The 16942-nt window shown below is 35.4% G+C and carries 17 protein-coding genes; 12 read left to right on the forward strand and 5 right to left on the reverse strand.

The features are described from left to right. Positions 1-22 precede the first annotated feature (22 nt). Entirely contained in the window at positions 23-562 is a 540-nt protein-coding gene (locus BLT84_RS07825; protein WP_091264113.1) for a DinB family protein, read from the forward strand. Between the two features lies 1 nt (position 563). Here the strand turns inward: BLT84_RS07825 and BLT84_RS07830 are convergent, their stop codons facing one another. From BLT84_RS07830 to metK, 4 genes are all read right to left on the reverse strand, one after another. Further along, positions 564-1019 carry a universal stress protein gene (locus BLT84_RS07830; protein ID WP_091264116.1) on the reverse strand — a complete coding sequence of 152 codons (456 nt, stop codon included), beginning with the start codon at positions 1017-1019 and terminating at the stop codon, positions 564-566. Positions 1020-1057: 38 nt separating this feature from the next. Continuing rightward, positions 1058-1978 carry a 2-hydroxyacid dehydrogenase gene (locus tag BLT84_RS07835; RefSeq protein ID WP_091264119.1) on the reverse strand — a complete coding sequence of 307 codons (921 nt, stop codon included), beginning with the start codon at positions 1976-1978 and terminating at the stop codon, positions 1058-1060. 25 nt (positions 1979-2003) lie between these two features. After that, positions 2004-3368, reverse strand: a complete 1365-nt coding sequence (locus BLT84_RS07840; protein WP_091264123.1) for an acyl-CoA dehydrogenase family protein — start codon at positions 3366-3368, stop codon at positions 2004-2006. A gap of 257 nt (positions 3369-3625) precedes the next feature. Continuing rightward, positions 3626-4882, reverse strand: a complete 1257-nt coding sequence (metK, locus tag BLT84_RS07845; RefSeq protein WP_091264126.1) for a methionine adenosyltransferase — start codon at positions 4880-4882, stop codon at positions 3626-3628. An 846-nt stretch (positions 4883-5728) separates the two neighbouring features. Between metK and BLT84_RS07850 the strand changes: the two genes are divergently transcribed. From BLT84_RS07850 to BLT84_RS07885, 8 genes are all read left to right on the forward strand, one after another. Further along, positions 5729-7021 carry an O-acetylhomoserine aminocarboxypropyltransferase/cysteine synthase family protein gene (locus BLT84_RS07850; protein WP_091264129.1) on the forward strand — a complete coding sequence of 431 codons (1293 nt, stop codon included), beginning with the start codon at positions 5729-5731 and terminating at the stop codon, positions 7019-7021. Positions 7022-7115: 94 nt separating this feature from the next. Beyond that, a complete protein-coding gene (locus BLT84_RS07855) occupies positions 7116-8129 on the forward strand; it encodes an alpha/beta fold hydrolase (protein WP_091264131.1) in 1014 nt (337 codons plus the stop codon). After that, the gene (locus tag BLT84_RS07860; RefSeq protein WP_091264133.1) at positions 8092-9174 is read left to right on the forward strand and encodes an aspartate kinase; all 1083 of its coding nucleotides are present in this window, start codon (positions 8092-8094) and stop codon (positions 9172-9174) included. Before BLT84_RS07855 ends, BLT84_RS07860 begins: the two co-directional genes overlap by 38 nt. A gap of 93 nt (positions 9175-9267) precedes the next feature. Further along, positions 9268-9690 carry an OsmC family protein gene (locus tag BLT84_RS07865; protein WP_034889815.1) on the forward strand — a complete coding sequence of 141 codons (423 nt, stop codon included), beginning with the start codon at positions 9268-9270 and terminating at the stop codon, positions 9688-9690. After that, positions 9690-10196, forward strand: a complete 507-nt coding sequence (locus tag BLT84_RS07870; protein ID WP_091264136.1) for a hypothetical protein — start codon at positions 9690-9692, stop codon at positions 10194-10196. Before BLT84_RS07865 ends, BLT84_RS07870 begins: the two co-directional genes overlap by 1 nt. Before the next feature lie 17 nt (positions 10197-10213). Continuing rightward, on the forward strand, positions 10214-10624 hold the full coding sequence (locus tag BLT84_RS07875; RefSeq protein ID WP_091264139.1) for a hypothetical protein: 411 nt from the start codon (positions 10214-10216) through the stop codon (positions 10622-10624). A 198-nt stretch (positions 10625-10822) separates the two neighbouring features. Then, positions 10823-11926 (forward strand): acyloxyacyl hydrolase, encoded by a 1104-nt coding sequence (locus BLT84_RS07880; protein ID WP_091264143.1) that lies wholly within the window; start codon positions 10823-10825, stop codon positions 11924-11926. 1 nt (position 11927) lies between these two features. Next, on the forward strand, positions 11928-12686 hold the full coding sequence (locus BLT84_RS07885; protein WP_091268127.1) for a head GIN domain-containing protein: 759 nt from the start codon (positions 11928-11930) through the stop codon (positions 12684-12686). On the opposite strand, the gene gldA is transcribed toward BLT84_RS07885, so the two are convergent. Next, the gene (gene gldA, locus BLT84_RS07890; RefSeq protein ID WP_091264148.1) at positions 12673-13575 is read right to left on the reverse strand and encodes a gliding motility-associated ABC transporter ATP-binding subunit GldA; all 903 of its coding nucleotides are present in this window, start codon (positions 13573-13575) and stop codon (positions 12673-12675) included. The two genes, BLT84_RS07885 and gldA, sit on opposite strands and share 14 nt — an antisense overlap. A 537-nt stretch (positions 13576-14112) precedes the next feature. Here gldA and BLT84_RS07895 point away from each other — a divergent pair. From BLT84_RS07895 to BLT84_RS07905, 3 genes are read left to right on the forward strand one after another with little or no spacing between them, the layout of a single operon-like run. Further along, positions 14113-14937, forward strand: a complete 825-nt coding sequence (locus BLT84_RS07895; RefSeq protein ID WP_091264151.1) for a prephenate dehydratase — start codon at positions 14113-14115, stop codon at positions 14935-14937. After that, complete coding sequence (locus BLT84_RS07900) at positions 14937-16082, forward strand: pyridoxal phosphate-dependent aminotransferase (RefSeq protein ID WP_091264155.1); 1146 nt, start codon at positions 14937-14939, stop codon at positions 16080-16082. The genes BLT84_RS07895 and BLT84_RS07900 overlap by 1 nt, the downstream gene beginning before the upstream one ends. After that, entirely contained in the window at positions 16079-16927 is an 849-nt protein-coding gene (locus BLT84_RS07905) for a prephenate dehydrogenase (protein WP_091264158.1), read from the forward strand. Before BLT84_RS07900 ends, BLT84_RS07905 begins: the two co-directional genes overlap by 4 nt. Positions 16928-16942: the final 15 nt, after the last annotated feature.

The following is a 16942-nucleotide window of genomic DNA, read 5'->3' on the forward strand; positions in this document are numbered from 1 at the left end:
TTTTTCCGATTTTGCATTTCTAATGAAAGATCAAAATATTAAATCTGAAAAACCTCAACAAAAACCGGAAGTTTGGTTGAGAGGTCCTGTTCAAGGAATACCAAACCTGTTGCAACCGGCAGCGCATGCTTTACTGCAAGCAGGTGAGGATATGCATAGCTATGCAGATAATTTTCCGAAGGAACTTTTATGGCGAAAACCTGCAGGACGGGCTTCGGTAGGATTTCATCTACAACACTTAACGGGAGTGTTGGACAGGATGCTTACATATGCAAGAAAGGAAAACCTAAGCGATCTTCAATTTAAACATTTAAAGAAAGAAGGAGCCGAGAATCCTGAGATTTCAACAATCCAATTATTACAAGATTTCGATACTAAGGTTTCGGAAGCATTGCAGTATTTTAAGACTGTTGATGCAGATACTCTAACTGAAGAAAGATCTGTAGGAAGAAAAAAAATGCCTTCAACTCACTTGGGCTTACTTTTTCACGCAGCCGAGCATAGTCAAAGGCATATAGGACAAATGTTGGTAACTATTAGTATTCTAAAAGAGCGATCTTAATTTAATTATTCTCTTCTGATATTGGAATAGTAAGCAATGGTATATTGCCATTTTTAAGCAATTCTAAAGAGACACTTTCAGATAACAGATTATGAAGAAAACTATGCTTGTGATTCCCCACAATTAAAAGATCCACCTCCAGTTTTCTTGCTTCTGCCAATACGGCTTCTACAGTAGATCCCTGAATTAGCAAAGCACTTTTTTCAATCTCCGGAGCTAAGAAGGTATTACAAATGTCATGTAGTTGTTTATGTTCTCCTTTCAACTCATCTGCTCTAAAATCTCTTATATATTGAGGTCCGGCTTCATAACCAACAAAATCGGGATGTGGAGCAGCAACATGAACAACCCAAACTTTTGCTTCAAATTTTAAAGCTAACATTTCTGTGTAAGCCATAAGTTCACCAATAGCATCATTAAAATCTATAGCTACTAGAATTGTTTTAAGATTGTTCATAATTTTTATTTATTACAATTTTATAGGAATTGAATTGATCAATATCCTTTTTTTCTTTCAACTACATTTAAAAGATCTTGCTCTTGGCTCATTCGTTCGTAATTATCAGCCATTTGTGGTACTACTTTCTTCGGATTCGTAACGCTTGCAATATGCGGTGTGATCTTAATTTTACTATGATTCCAAAAGGGATGTTCCTGTGGTAAAGGCTCTTTTCTGAAAACATCTAGACTAGCGCCACATAATTGCTCACTATCAATCATTTCCAAAAGATCTTGTTCTACCAAATGTTCACCTCGAGCTACATTAATAACATGGGCACCTTTTGGTAGTTTTTCAAAAAGCTCTTTATTTAAAATGTTTTCTGTTTCAGGGGTTAATGGGAGTAAACACACCAATATCTCTGCATTACTCAAAAATTCTGTTAGATTTTCATCTCCGCAAAAAGTATGTATTCCATCTATATCTTTGGTAGATTTAGACCAGCCATAAACATTAAAGCCAACGTTTTTTAAGGTGTTGGCAACGCCTTTTCCAAGCACACCTAATCCCATAATTCCAATCTTAGTGTTTTCTATACTTCGATAGGAAGTTGGTTCCCAATTTTTCTGACTGTAATAATGAGAAATGTTTCTCATTTTATCCATGATTAGAGCTAAAACAAATGCGCTCATATCTTCTGTAAGCTGCTCGTCTACAACACGAGTGATTTTGATATTTTCTGGGATGTCTGGATCACTTGTTATATGATCTACTCCTGCACCCATAGAAGCTATCACTTTTAAATTAGGATAATTTTTGAAAATACCTCTTGGGTGCTTCCAAGAAATGGCATATTCCACCTCTTCCTTATCATGATCTTCTGGATATACATAAATATTCATTCCCGGGTGCTCATTTTTTAAAGCTTTAACCCAAGCTTCGGGGTTTCTCCCCGGACTTACTACTAAAACTGACATTGTTTGATTTTTTACTTATTAGTATCTAATTCACAAATGCACTATAGCCTGTAATGGCTCTACCAACAATTAATGAATTAATTTCTTTTGTTCCTTCATAGCTATAAATCGCTTCGGCATCTGCTACAAATCTTGCTACATCATATTCCAGCAAAATCCCATTTCCACCTAATACTTCTCGTGCTCTACTTACTACATCTCTAGTTCTCATACTACAGAATACTTTAGCTAGCGATGCATGCTCATCTGTTAGTATCTCTTGATCTTGTAATTCTGAAAGTCTGGTAACCATAGTTTGCATAGCGGTAAGATTAGAAAGCATTTCAACTAGATGGTTCTGTACTAGTTGATAGGAAGCAATAGGTCTTCCAAATTGTTCTCGTTTTTTGGTGTATTTTAATGCACTTTCATAAGCACCTCTTGCGCATCCAACCGCTTGCCACGCAACCCCGGCTCGTGTCATTCTTAGAACTTTTGCAGTATCTCTAAAAGAATTGGCGTTTTGCAATCTGTCTGATTCTGGAACCACACAGTCTGTAAGAGTGATGAGTGCATTTTGCACAATTCTTAACGCCATTTTATCTTCCATCTTTTCTGCATGGAATCCTGGATTTCCCTTGCGTATTAAAAATCCTTTTACTTGATTACTGTCTTCATCTCTTGCCCAAATTATTATAACATCAGCAAAAGTTGCATTTCCTATCCATTTCTTTTCACCATTTAAGATCCAATTCTCCCCATCGAACCTACAGGTAGTTTCCATTCCCCCGGCCACTCCAGATCCAACATTAGGTTCTGTAAGTCCAAAGGCTCCAATCTTTTCTAATTTTTGCATTTGTGGCAACCATTCTTGTTTTTGTTCTTCACTTCCACATAAATAAATAGATCCCATGGCGAGGCCGCTATGAACTCCAAAAAAGGTGGAAATAGAAACATCTACTCGTGCCATTTCCTGCGCAATTATTCCCTCCATTAAAAAAGGTAAATTAGGGCAGCCATATCCTTCATAAGGAATACCGGCAATATCTAATTGTTTGAATTTTTCGATAATCTCAAATGGAAATTTGGCTCTGTTCCAGTGATCGTTCACTAAAGGTTTTACCTCATCTTCCATAAAGTTTCGCACTTTAAGTTGAAGTGTTCTTTGTTCTGGAGTTAGTTTAAGATCGAGATTATAAAAATCTCCATCTATAGGAGGTAAGTCATGCTGACCTTTTTTCTTTTTAGTTTTTAACATTTTCATCAAGCCCTTCAACTGTCGCTCATCTAATGTGCCTAAGGCCTTCATAGCTTCGGGTAGATCTATCTGTTCATTGATTTTAGCGAGTTGGTCCATATCAACCGATTTTAATAGGTTGATCGTATTCTTAACTTTTCCGAAGATTGACATAGAAGTGTTTTTGATTCCATCTAAAATTAAGGATTAATAGAGCTCCTAGTTGTTAAAGCTTTCCGAAGAAAAAGTCAAAAAAAAGGCCGTCATTTCTGACAGCCTTTTTAGCTTTATTCTTCTTTATACCAAATCGAGCGGTATCGAGATGTTAATGGATATATTTATGTTGTCTATAACCCTTCGACTCCGCTAAGGGTGACAAATAACAGTCATTATAATTTTGCCACATCGAGCGTAGTCGAGATGAAAAAATATTACAATCCGAATGCTTCTTTTACTTTATCTACGTAATCTAACTTTTCCCAAGTAAATAATTCTACTTCGCGAGTGATCTTCCCAGAATACGGACTTTCAAAAACCTTGGTAATGGTACGAGGTTCTTTCCCCATATGTCCATAAGCTGCAGTTTCTCTGTAGATAGGATTTCTTAATTTCAATCTATCTTCAATTGCCGAGGGTCTCATATCAAATATCTCTGCTACTTTTTTCGCTATTTCTCCATTGCTAAGATCTACTTTTTTACTTCCGTAGGTGTCAACATAAATGGAGGTTGGTTCAACAACTCCAATTGCATAAGAAACCTGCACTAAAACCTCATCTGCAACTCCCGCTGCTACAAGATTTTTAGCAATATGTCTGGTTGCATAGGCAGCAGAACGGTCTACCTTACTTGGATCTTTTCCTGAAAATGCACCACCACCGTGAGCGCCTTTTCCACCATACGTATCTACAATGATCTTTCTTCCGGTAAGTCCGGCATCTCCATGAGGTCCACCAATCACAAATTTCCCAGTTGGGTTAATGTGGTAAGTGATCTCTTCATCAAACAATTCCTGAACATATTCCGGAAGTTGAGTTTTTACTCTAGGAATTAAAATTTCAACAATATCTTTTTTGATCTTGTTCAACATCTTAATATCATCCGGATCAAAATCGTCATGCTGCGTAGAAACTACAATGGCAACAATTCTTTGTGGCACATTATCATCACTATACTCAATAGTAACCTGACTTTTAGAATCGGGCCTTAGGTAAGAGATTTCTTTATTTTCTCTTCTAAGTTTAGCAAGTTCTATCAAAATTTTATGAGAAATATCTAGTGCCAAAGGCATATAATTCTCAGTTTCTTTGGTAGCATAGCCAAACATCATCCCTTGATCTCCAGCACCTTGCTCTTCTTTATTTCCGCGATCTACCCCTTGGTTAATATCTTGAGATTGTTCATGGATCAATGAGATCACACCACAAGAATCACCACTAAATTTATAAGCGCCTTTGGTGTAACCAATATCATTAATTACCTCACGGGCAATATTTTGCACATCTATATAAGTGTTACTTCTCACTTCTCCGGCAAGTACTACTTGTCCTGTAGTTACTAAGGTTTCACAAGCAACTTTGGAGTTTTCATCAAAAGCAAGAAAATTATCTAAAAGGGTGTCGCTAATTTGATCTGCAACTTTATCTGGGTGTCCTTCAGAAACACTCTCTGAAGTGAATAAATAAGCCATTTTCGAAATTTAAATTAATAGTGTAGAAAACTATTTGACGTGAAAGGCTAGAGGAGTTTACACTGCTTTAGCATTTTTTAAGGGTTGCAATCAGTCAAATCATTCCCTGTAATAATTAAAGCAAATGTATAAAATAAGATTGAAATGCCTTATCCTTTAACGTCAAATTAAAAGTTGTTGGGCGCTCCGCTTCGCTAAAAAGCTCGCGTCTGGCTATCTCGGCTCGCTTCCCGATAAAAAAATATCGGGAGAGCTCAAACAACCGTTCTATCCATAGCGCAAAATATAACTCTTAAAATTAATTACTCTAAACACTGATTTTTAGAGGCTTATGAATAATAATTCAAAAAAATATAAAATTATGTTTGTTTTATAAAACTTTCTGTCGTTAACTTTGCGGTATAGAATTAAAAAAAATGAATCAAGTAATGTGTAATATGTATATGATGATGTGGGGAAACCTCGCAGCGTACTCTATTGCATAACACTTAACTTATAAGAAATGCAAAAAGCCGCTGCCAACCGCAGCGGCTTTTTTGTTTCCATAAATCGCCATTAAATAAATTTAAATTCTAAAAATAAGAACATGATTAAATATTTCGCAATAGCAACTAATATGTATCAAATGATGCAAATGTGTATGATGTACGCAACAAACCGCTATTGCCAAAAATTCAGGATATAAATTAGTTTTATATAGTTCAATTCCTAAATCCCTCTGGCAAACAAACAAGCCAGAGGGATTTTTTTTTACAACAAAGTCAAGATCAATTATCAATTATCAAAAATTAATTTACTCAATACTCAATACTCAATACTAATTACTAACTACTAAATTCAATAAAAATGAGCACACAACAATTCGCAACCAACGCATTACACGCAGGACATGATGTAACCGCCAATGGAGGAACCAGAGCAGTTCCTTTATATCAAACTTCATCCTACGTTTTTAAGAATTCAGATCACGCTGCAAATCTTTTCTCTTTATCAGAACCTGGATTTATCTACACCAGACTTAACAATCCTACCAATGATGTCTTGGAGCAACGATTAGCATCTTTAGAGGGTGGGATAGGAGCAGTGGTTACAGCATCTGGTGCAGCAGCTATCAATACTACCTTATTGACATTACTTCGCTCCGGAGATCATATTGTTGCTTCTAGTAGCCTTTATGGTGGAACCTATAATCTGTTAAGTGTCACTTTACCAAGATTTGGGATCACCACCACTTTTGTAGATCCATCTGATCCTGAAAATTTTAAAAAAGCATCCAAAGAAAATACCAGAGTTTATTTTATAGAATCGCTTGGAAATCCAAAGCTGGATGTGTTAGACATTCAAGAGATCTCTAAGCGAGCAAAAGAACATAAGGTTCCGTTGATAGTAGATAATACGGTTGCCACTCCCTCTCTTTTAAATCCAATAAAATATGGAGCCGATATCGTAATTCATTCGTTGACCAAATACATCAACGGGAACGGAACTTCTTTGGGAGGCGTAATTATAGATGCCGGAAAATTTGATTGGGCGAACGGGAAATTTCCGGAGTTTACAGAACCTTCTGCCGGATATCATGGTTTAGTATATCACGATGCTTTAAAAGAAGCAGCCTTTATTGCCAAAGTAAGAATAGAAGGTTTGAGAGATCATGGTGCCGCATTAAGTCCATTTAATGCCTTTCAGATCATTCAAGGATTGGAAACTTTAGAATTACGAATTAAGAAACACAGTGAAAATGCATTGGCACTGGCCAAATGGTTACAAGAACAAACTCAGGTAAAATGGGTGAATTATCCCGGACTTGAAAACAATGAGTATTATGAGCTAGCTCAAAAATATCTTCCAAAAGGGCAGAGTGGAATCGTAACCTTTGGAGTGGAAGGCGGATTTGAAGCTGCAAAAGTTATTGCAGACGAAACTAACATCTTCTCGCTACTTGCAAATATTGGAGATACAAAGTCTTTAATTATTCATCCTGCAAGTACAACCCATCAGCAATTGAGTGACGAGCAACAAGAATCTACAGGAGTTACCAAAGATCTTATTAGGCTTTCTGTAGGTCTGGAGGATCTAGAAGATTTGAAGGCAGATCTTCAACAGGCCTTTTCAAAAATAGGAAGTAAAATTCTTCAATAATGTTTGTTGGTGGATCAAGGCAGCCGGAATGTTCAAATCCTCATGCGGCAGTTTCGGTTGCCCTTGATCAAATCAATAATTAAAAGTAGCAACAATGCTTCAAGAAATAAAAATATCAGAATTTAAAAATAGTTCAGGCGGCGTTCAGAACATTCATCTTACGTATGAGATTTTCGGGAAGCCATTGGCAAGTGCTCCTTTAGTGCTTATCAATCATGCGCTTACGGGCAACTCTTTGGTAATTGGAAATACCGGTTGGTGGAAAGAGATCGTAGGAGATGGTAAAAGTATAGATACCCAAGAATATACCATCTTGGCTTTTAACGTCCCGGGAAATGGATATGATGGTAAGAAAGATCATCTGCTTAATAATTATAAAGAATTTACCCTACGGGACATTGCTAAGATCTATCAAATAGCACTTAATCAGCTTGGAATTACTAAGATATTTGCAGGTATTGGAGGGTCTATTGGCGGAGCGTTGCTTTGGGAACAGGCAGTTTTAAGTCCGGAACTTTTTGAACATATTATTCCCGTTGCATCAGATTATAAAGCCACACATTGGGTAAAAGCACTGTGTAAAGTGCAAGAACAGATCTTGAATAATTCAAATACCCCGGTTGCCGATGCCAGAATGCAGGCAATGACCTTTTATAGAAGTCCGCAATCTTTTATTTCAAAATTTGGATCACTGCATGGAGAACAGAATTCTAATTGGAATATAGAGGGTTGGTTAGAGCATCACGGTAGAAAACTGGAAGAGAGATTTCAGTTGGCGTCTTATAGACTGATGAATCATCTATTAACAACAGCAGATATCAGTCTTGGCAATGGAGATCATATAACTGCAGCTTCCAAGATCAATTCTAACATTCATATAATAACTATTAATTCTGATGGATTTTTTACCCCTTCTGAAAATTGGGAAACCTACGTAAATCTATCACTCATCAAAACTAACATCAGTATCCATGAGATTAACTCTATTCACGGGCATGATGCCTTTTTAATAGAATATGCTCAGGTAGCAACATTTTTAAAGCCAATATTCAACATTAATAAAACACAAAATGAAAAAGATAAACATAGTACTGTTTGGAGTAGGTAACGTAGGGAGTACTTTGATCAAACAAATATTAGAAACCAGACAGAGCATTTTAAAATCTTTAAATGTAGAGATCAATATTCCTATAGTGGTAAATTCTAAGATCGCTTTTTTCGAACAAAAAACGGTGAGACCTTCATGGGAAACAGATTTTAAAGCATTTGGACATCCTTATAAGATTTCAAATATTATCAATCATGTTAAAGCGGAAGGATTGCAGAATGTAATTGCGGTAGATGCCACCGCCAGCGAAGATTTTGTAAAGAATTATAAAGAGCTAATTAGAAACGGGTTTCATATTGTAGCCGCTAATAAGGCCGCCAATACCTTATCTGAAAAATTCTATAAAGACCTTAGAGTTGAGCTTAAAAAGCACAATAGACAATTCTTATACGAAACCAACGTAGGAGCAGGATTGCCAATTATCAAAACATTACAAGATCTACACATTGCCGGAGAGGAGGTCACTAAAATGAGAGGTGTTTTTTCGGGTTCTCTGAGTTATATTTTCAATACTTTTTCTAATGAGAACAAGTTGTTTTCTGAAGTATTGCAGGAGGCGAGAGAGAAGGGACTTACAGAACCAGATCCAAGAATAGACCTTTCTGGGAAAGATGTTGGAAGAAAATTGTTAATTCTTGCAAGAGAGATCAAGATCAAGAAAGAACTTTCAGAAATTACAATAGAAAATCTTATTCCTAGTCATCTTAACGGGAAAAGTTCTATTGCTCATTTTATAGATAATCAGAAAGATCTTAATATTGGGTTTGATGAACGTAAATCGAACTTAAAAAAGGATGAGGTGTTACGACATATTGGAGAATTGGATGTCGCCACCGGAAAATTAGAAGTGAAGTTGGTTTCAGAAAAAAGAAGTTCTCCATTTGGAAGTCTTCAGCAAGCAGATGCTTCTTTTGAGATTTATACCAAATCTTATGGAGAAAGGCCCATCGTAATTCAAGGAGCAGGTGCTGGTGCCGCTGTAACTTCCAGAGGAGTTCTCTCTGATATTTTAAAGCTTTCAGAAAAGATAGAATTTAAAAATTAATTTAAATTTGCATTAATATTATTCAAGGATCTCTATGTTTTTGAACAGAACTATTTCTCTAAAATTGTTTAGATTTGGATAAAATCAAACTTTATGAAAATCAATCTAAAACGCCTAAACGATAATTACCTTTTTGAAACTAAAAATGAACGTGGAGACGTCGTTCTTTTAGATAACAAATCGGAAGATGAGCCAAAAGGATCAAGCCCGATGGATCTTCTTCTACGAGGAATTGCCGGATGTAGCAGTATAGATGTGGTAATGATCTTAAAGAAACAACAACATGAGTTGGAAGATCTTCAAGTAGAAGTAGAAGGTTTTCGTGAAGATGGAGCTATTCCAAATGTTTTCAAAAAGATCCAATTAGACTTTATTCTTAAGGGAGATGTACCCGCAGCAAAGGTTGAAAGAGCAGTAAAATTATCTATGGATAAATATTGTTCGGTATCAAAAATGTTAGAAAAAGCAGCAGAAATAGCTTATAGTATAACTCTTAACGGAGAGAAGCTTAGCTAATGGTTGCTTTTGAAACAAGAATAGTTAGAACCTGGGAGCCTTCTAAATGGTTAAGAATCTTAGGAGCATTGCTTTTAGTAGGTAGCGGAATTACATTATATGTTTGGAAGCCAGATATTAGGTGGCTCATGATCTTATCTGGAATAGTATATTTGATATCTTTCATATTTGCATTAAGCTTTTCATTCATAAAACCTAAAAATCTAGGAATAATCTCTATTACAGAAGATAGAATACAAGTAAATCTAAAAGAGGAGAAAAGAGAATTTCAAATTTCAGAACTTTTAGAATTAGGTTTAGATTATAAAGGCTATGCAAGTATTTGGAAGCACTCCATCTATGGAAATAAAAATCATCTCTATTTTACGAATAGTTCTAACGATATATTCGACTATGAGATAGTAATAGAAAACAAAGAGAAAAAGGAAGAACTAAAGCAATTTTTAGAAGATTTATCAGTGACTCATCAGTTAAAAGTGGCACATTCAGGACTTTCTTCATTTTAATATTTCAATCTTTATCTATGAAAATTAGGCACGATAAGACGGAGAATTTATTGGTTATAAATGACAATTTAGGATCTCAGAATTTGATCATAAGCACCATGTTGATCCTAACTCTAATAAATGCTGTCATAAATTTATTTTTAGTGCTTAATGATGCACAAAAAAGTATGTTTGGTTATATATATGTTCTATTGGGTGTGTTCTCAGCAGTAGTTCTAATTTATAGATATGTTAAAAAAACTTCTAAGAATAGAATTGGGCTGAATAATATCAAATCTCTACAAGAGAAAGACTTATTTGGTAGGAACAGGTATTCATTAATGTTAGATAACGGAAAATCTCGAGACCTCCCAGAATTAAGATCTGAGGAGGATATTGATGATCTAAAAAACGTATTACAGCACTCTACTTTAAAAGAAGAAGTCTAGCACGACCATTTAAAATTTAATGATATTTCGACTTACTTCTTGTAAGTATTTGACCTAATTTACCTGCGTCTAAAACCCATTTATACGTTTTTGCGTAAATGTGTTTGAATATTAAAAAAAAACCAGAGATCTTGTAATGTACAGCCAGATCATTAGATGCAGCGGTATTTTTACGAACAAGTTACATTTGCCCCATATATGAAGAGAATTACCCTGTTGTTAATTTTGCTTATAAGCTCTAACTCTTATTCGCAAGATGAGATCAAAAAATATTATTCATTAGACGCCAATTATTTTTACGGTACCATTTTAGAACACAATCCGGATATTTCTCATCTTATTACCGGACATCCGAGCGGTTTCATTTTAAGCTTGAATCAAAAGACATATGGCTTAAAAGAATGGGAGCGTAGATATAACTATCCAGATTTCGGGTATTCTTTCTCTTATCAAGATATGCAAAATCAATATCTTGGAAAGAATTATGCGCTCTACGCTCATTTTAACTTCTATTTCTTCAAGAGAAACCTAATGTTTAGAATTGGGCAGGGAATTGCATATGCCAGTAACCCCTATAATCCGGAAACCAATTATATAAACAATGCTTATGGTTCAAGATTTTTGAGTTCTACCTATTTAATGGGAAACTATTCCAGGCAAAATATCTATAAGGGTTTTGGAATACAGGCAGGGATATCTTTAATTCACTATTCCAATGCCGATTTTAAATCTCCTAATAACAGCACTAATACCATGGCTTTTAATATTGGTGTGAATTATCTGTTAGATGCAGAAAATACTCCAGACTTTGTGCCTAGAGATCCGGAAGACAAAAAATACACTGAGCCATTCCACTATAATTTCGCACTTCGCGGTGGCGTTAATACTACCGGGGTAATTGGTTCTAAGCAATATCCTTTTTTAACTATTTCTGCCTATGCAGATAAGGTTATTAATAAAAAGAGTACGTTGCAGGCAGGAACTGATATATTCTTTTCTAAAGCACTAGAAGAATACATCTATTTCCAGTCTGTTGCCTTTCCTCAGGGAGAGACCGTGGGAGATGAAGATGCTAAGAGAGTAGGGCTTTTTGTGGGTCATTTACTAACATTCAATAAATTATCTCTAGTAACTCAATTAGGCTATTATGTGTACTACCCTTATGATAATTATGTAGAGCAAGTCTATAATAGAATAGGTTTACAAAGAAAGATCTCTGATGATTTTTGGGCTTCGGTTACCGTTCGATCTCATGCAGCAAATGCAGAAGCAGTAGAATTTTCACTTGGATATAGATTATAAGATGAAAGCGATAAAAATAATATTCTGTATCATTCTAACAGTAACGTTTTTGGGTTGCGATAAAGAAGATGCCCCGGGTTGTTTTAAAACAGCAGGTTCTATAATAACTGAAGAAGTAGCGGTTTCTCCTTTTAACGAAATCATTGTATATGAAAGGGTTAAACTTTATATAGATCAGGGTGAAGAACAGCGAATAGTTATAGAATCTGGAGAAAATCTAATAAATGATGTTAGTGTTGAGGTAGTAGATAACAGGTTGAGCATTCGCAATGAGAATTCATGTAATCTGTTTCGGGATTATGAGATCACCAAAGTTTATGTAACGGTTAAAGATCTTACCTGGTTACAAAATAGCAGCGGTAGTACTATAGAAACTACAGGCGTTATAAAATTAGAAGACCTATGGCTAAGATCTGTTAATCAGGAAAGGGATCTTTCTATACATACTAATGGAGATTTTAAACTAGAGCTTGATGTTCAAAATCTTAGAATAACAAACGATAATGTTTCTAATTATTTTCTATCGGGGAAAGCAGATAAAGTGAATGCATTTTTTGCAGCAGGAGATGGAAGAATGGAAGCTGCAGATCTAATTGTAAAAGATTATCAGATATTTCATAGAGGAACAAATAAGTTGATCATCAATCCTCAACAATCTATTAGAGCAGAATTAAGAAGTAGCGGAGATGTGATCTCAAAGAATAGACCACCTGTGGTGAAGGTGGATGAATATTACACAGGTAGGCTTATTTTTGAGTAGAGGTTAACTCTGAAAATAACGTTTCTAAATTTTTAGATTTTCTGTTTAGCTGAAGTGTTTTAAGTCCGTTATCGTGAGCAAAGTCAAAAACCGCAGGGCGCATGTCTTTGTTCGTGTCAAATTTTAGTTCATAATGAAATCCTCCTAAGTTCTTAGCTGAAACTAAGTGAGGCAAGACATTTAATGCCACTTCTTCAATGCGGTAATCAAACTCTACCTGAATGATCTGTTCTTTTTGCTCCTGCAGTTCCTTCATTTTCTTATCGGCTACAATTACACCTTTGTCAATAATGATCACCCGGTCGCATATAGCTTCTACTTCCTGCATGATGTGTGTGGAGAGAAATACTGTTTTTTCTTTTCCAACCTTTAAGATCAAATTCCGGATCTCTGTAAGCTGATTTGGATCTAGCCCGGTAGTAGGTTCATCCAAAATAAGCACTTCAGGATCGTGTAAAAGTGCGGCAGCAAGACCAACTCTTTGGCGATACCCTTTAGAAAGTTGTTCGATCTTTTTATTGGCTTCCGGCAAAAGACCTGTCATTTCTATCACTTCTTCAATTCTCGACTTTTTGATCTTAAATATAGAAGCATTAAAAGAAAGGTATTCTCTTACATACATTTCGGTATAAAGTGGATTATGCTCCGGTAAATATCCTACAGAGCGCTGTACTGCTTTCAAATCATCCGAGATCGCGATATTGTTTACGCTGGCAATACCTTCAGAAGCGCTCAAATATCCTGTTAGAATTTTCATCAAAGTAGATTTTCCGGCACCATTAGGACCAAGAAAACCAACGATCTCCCCTCTTTTAATACTAAAGTTTACAGTATCAAGAGCTTTTTGATCGCCATAGAATTTTGAGATGTTTTCAACCGAAATAGACATAATAAAGCTTTTTTCAAAAGTAAGAATTAATTCAGCATCTAATACTTTCCGAGATTTTTATAGCGTTTGATTTTGCGATTTTTCATGAAAAAAGTAAGTATCAGATTTTGATTATTCAAAACCTAATTTTAGAAACTACAATAGTTCTCGACTCCGCTCGAACTGACATCATTTCTAAAATCTACATTCTTCTTTTGCGACTTGTAAAAAAACATTTAAATTGAATTGATACTGAAATGAGTTCAGCAAAAAAAAATAATAATGATGTCTCCCCTAGCGGAGTCAGGGGGTCAATAACAGTTTAAACGAAACCGTTTGAGTATAAAAAGTAAATTTTTATAAGGTGTTTTAATTTTTAATTTTAAATTAGCAGTATTCAATTACAGACATGAACAACTTTAATTCTTGGAACGCTTGTTATTATTTTTATTTCTACACCAGAGATAAGATCGGGAGCGCCATGTAATTAAGTAAGCAAATTATATATAAAAGGTCCTGATTTTTAAATCAGGACCTTTTTTTTATTTCAATTTTAAAATGGATAAATTAATAGGAATTCAAGGAATACAAGGTTCATTTCATCATTTAGTAGCTCAGCAATATTTTGGGCAGCAAGTAAATGTTTTGGAAGCTATGTCTTTTCATGAGATGGTGAATAGCCTTGTTTCTGGGGAATCTCAAGAAGCTGTGATGGCCATAGAAAATTCTATTGCCGGTTCTATTCTTCCCAATTACGCCTTGATAGATGAAAATGAACTTCAGATTATTGGAGAGCATTATATTCCTATTAATATGAATTTGATGTCGATTCCAGGACAGAAAATAACCGATATCAAAAAAGTATTTTCACACCCAATGGCTTTGCTTCAGTGTAAAGAATTCTTTAAGAATTATCCGCATATAAAACTTATTGAAGATACCGATACTGCTGAAGTTGCTAGAAGAATTTCAGAAAAAGGGAGCATGGGAATTGCTGCAGTAGCAAGTGAAGCAGCTGCAAAAATCTTTGGGTTAGAAATTTTAGCTTCCGGTATTCATACAAAAAAGAGCAACGCTACCAGATTCTGGATCATCAGTAAGATCAAAAAAGAACCAAACGGAGAAGTATTAAATAAAGCTTCAATGAAATTTGAATTGGAAAGCACTCGTGGAAGTCTGGTTTCTGTACTAAACATTTTCAGAGATTTTAATTTGGACATGACCAAGATCCAATCGATGCCAATAATTGAAACGCCCTGGAAATATTCATTTTTTGTAGATGTGATTTTTGAAGATCATTCAGAATTCTTGAAAGCCATGGAAATAATTACAGTAATGACAGATCATTTAAAAATTTTAGGAACATATAAAAATCGCTTATAATGATACAGGCCAATAGATTGAATCAGGTACAGGAGTATTATTTTTCTTCTAAGTTGAGAGAGGTACGTGCATTAGAAGCGCAGGGTAAACCTATCATTAATTTAGGAATTGGAAGCCCGGATCTTCCTCCACCAATGCAGGTGGTAGAGGGATTAACTAAAGCGCTTTCTCAATCTGCGGCGCATCAATATCAGCCTTATAAGGGAACTTCAGATTTTAGAAATGCAATACAAGAATTCTATAAATCTCATTATAGTGTTGAATTGGCTTCAGAAACAGAGATTCTTCCGTTAATGGGAAGTAAAGAAGGGATACTTCATATTTCTATGGCTTTTTTAAATGAAGGTGATGAAGTTTTAATTCCGAATCCTGGATATCCAACGTATTCTTCGGTTACAGAATTGGTTGGAGCCAAAGCGGTAAAATATCAACTTTCAGAAGAGAGAAATTGGTTGCCAGATTTGCGAGAATTAGCCAAAAATGATCTTAGCAAGGTAAAGTTAATGTGGGTGAACTATCCACATATGCCAACCGGCGCTTCTGCCACGAAACAGGTTTTCAAAGATTTAGTGGCATTTGCCAAAAAACATCAAATTTTGGTAGTGAATGACAATCCGTATAGCTTTATTTTAAACGAACATCCGTTGAGTATTTTAGAAGTTGAAGGAGCTAAAGAAGTGGCTTTAGAACTTAATTCCCTCAGCAAAAGTTTTAATATGTCTGGCTGGAGAGTGGGAATGGTTTGCGGAAGTGAAGAAAATTTGAATAGCATCTTAAAAGTAAAATCTAATATGGATAGCGGCATGTTTTATCCGCTACAAGCCGGAGCTGCTATTGCGCTAAGATTGTCTAAAGAATGGTTTCGATCTTTAAATGAAATATATTTAAAAAGAAAGAAGCTGATTTTGGAGTTATCAGTTGCGTTGGATTGTATTCCCACAAAAGATCAAACAGGGATGTTCGTATGGGCAAAAATTCCTGATGGAACTACTTCAGAATTGATAGTAGATAAACTGTTACATGAGTATGATCTTTTTATAACTCCCGGTTTTATCTTCGGAAGTCAGGGAGAAGGTTATGTACGGTTTTCATTATGTACTCCGGAAGAAACGATTCTAGAAGCAATTAAAAGAGTGAAGCAATGAGAGTGCATATAATTGGAGTTGGATTGATCGGCGGTTCGTTTGCGCTTGATATTAGAAATACATATTCTAATGTTACCTTGGTGGGAATAGACAAAAATCAGGAAAACCAAAAGCGAGCTTTGGAATTGGAACTTGTAGATGAAGTTGCCGAAATTGAAGACGTTGCAACTTCAGATATTGTAATTATTGCCGTTCCTGTAGATGTAAGTTTAAATGTAGTAAAGCAGGTTTTAGATCTGGTAAAAGACGATGCTATTGTTATAGATACCGGGTCTACTAAAGGTAAATTATGTGAAGAGATTGCAATTCATGAAAAGAGGAGAAATTTCTTGGCCGCTCATCCAATTGCCGGAACAGAATTTTCCGGTCCCGATGCTGCGATTGCTAATCTTTTTAGGAATAAAACAAATATTATTTGTGAGGTAGAGAAGACCACTTTTAAGCTTCAGGAAAAAGCTTTAGATCTTTTTCAGAAATTAGGCATGAGAATTTGTTATATGGATGCTAAGTCTCACGACAGACATATTGCGTATGTTTCGCATTTGTCGCACATCAGTTCTTTTATGTTAGGGAAAACGGTGCTGGAAAAAGAGAAGAATGAGCGTAATATTTTTGATCTTGCCGGAAGTGGATTTGCTTCTACGGTAAGATTGGCAAAGAGTTCACCAGCCATGTGGACCCCGATATTTGAGCAGAATAAGGAAAATGTAGTGGAAATTTTAAATGAATATATATTGAATCTCGTCAATTTTAAAAATCTATTAGAAGATGATAATTTTGAAGAAGTATATCAAGAAATGGAAACTACCAATCATATAAAAGCCATTTTAAATGGCATTAACTAAAATTAGAATTATTTA

This window comes from Gillisia sp. Hel1_33_143, from assembly GCF_900104765.1.
Taxonomy (GTDB): Bacteria; Bacteroidota; Bacteroidia; order Flavobacteriales; family Flavobacteriaceae; genus Gillisia.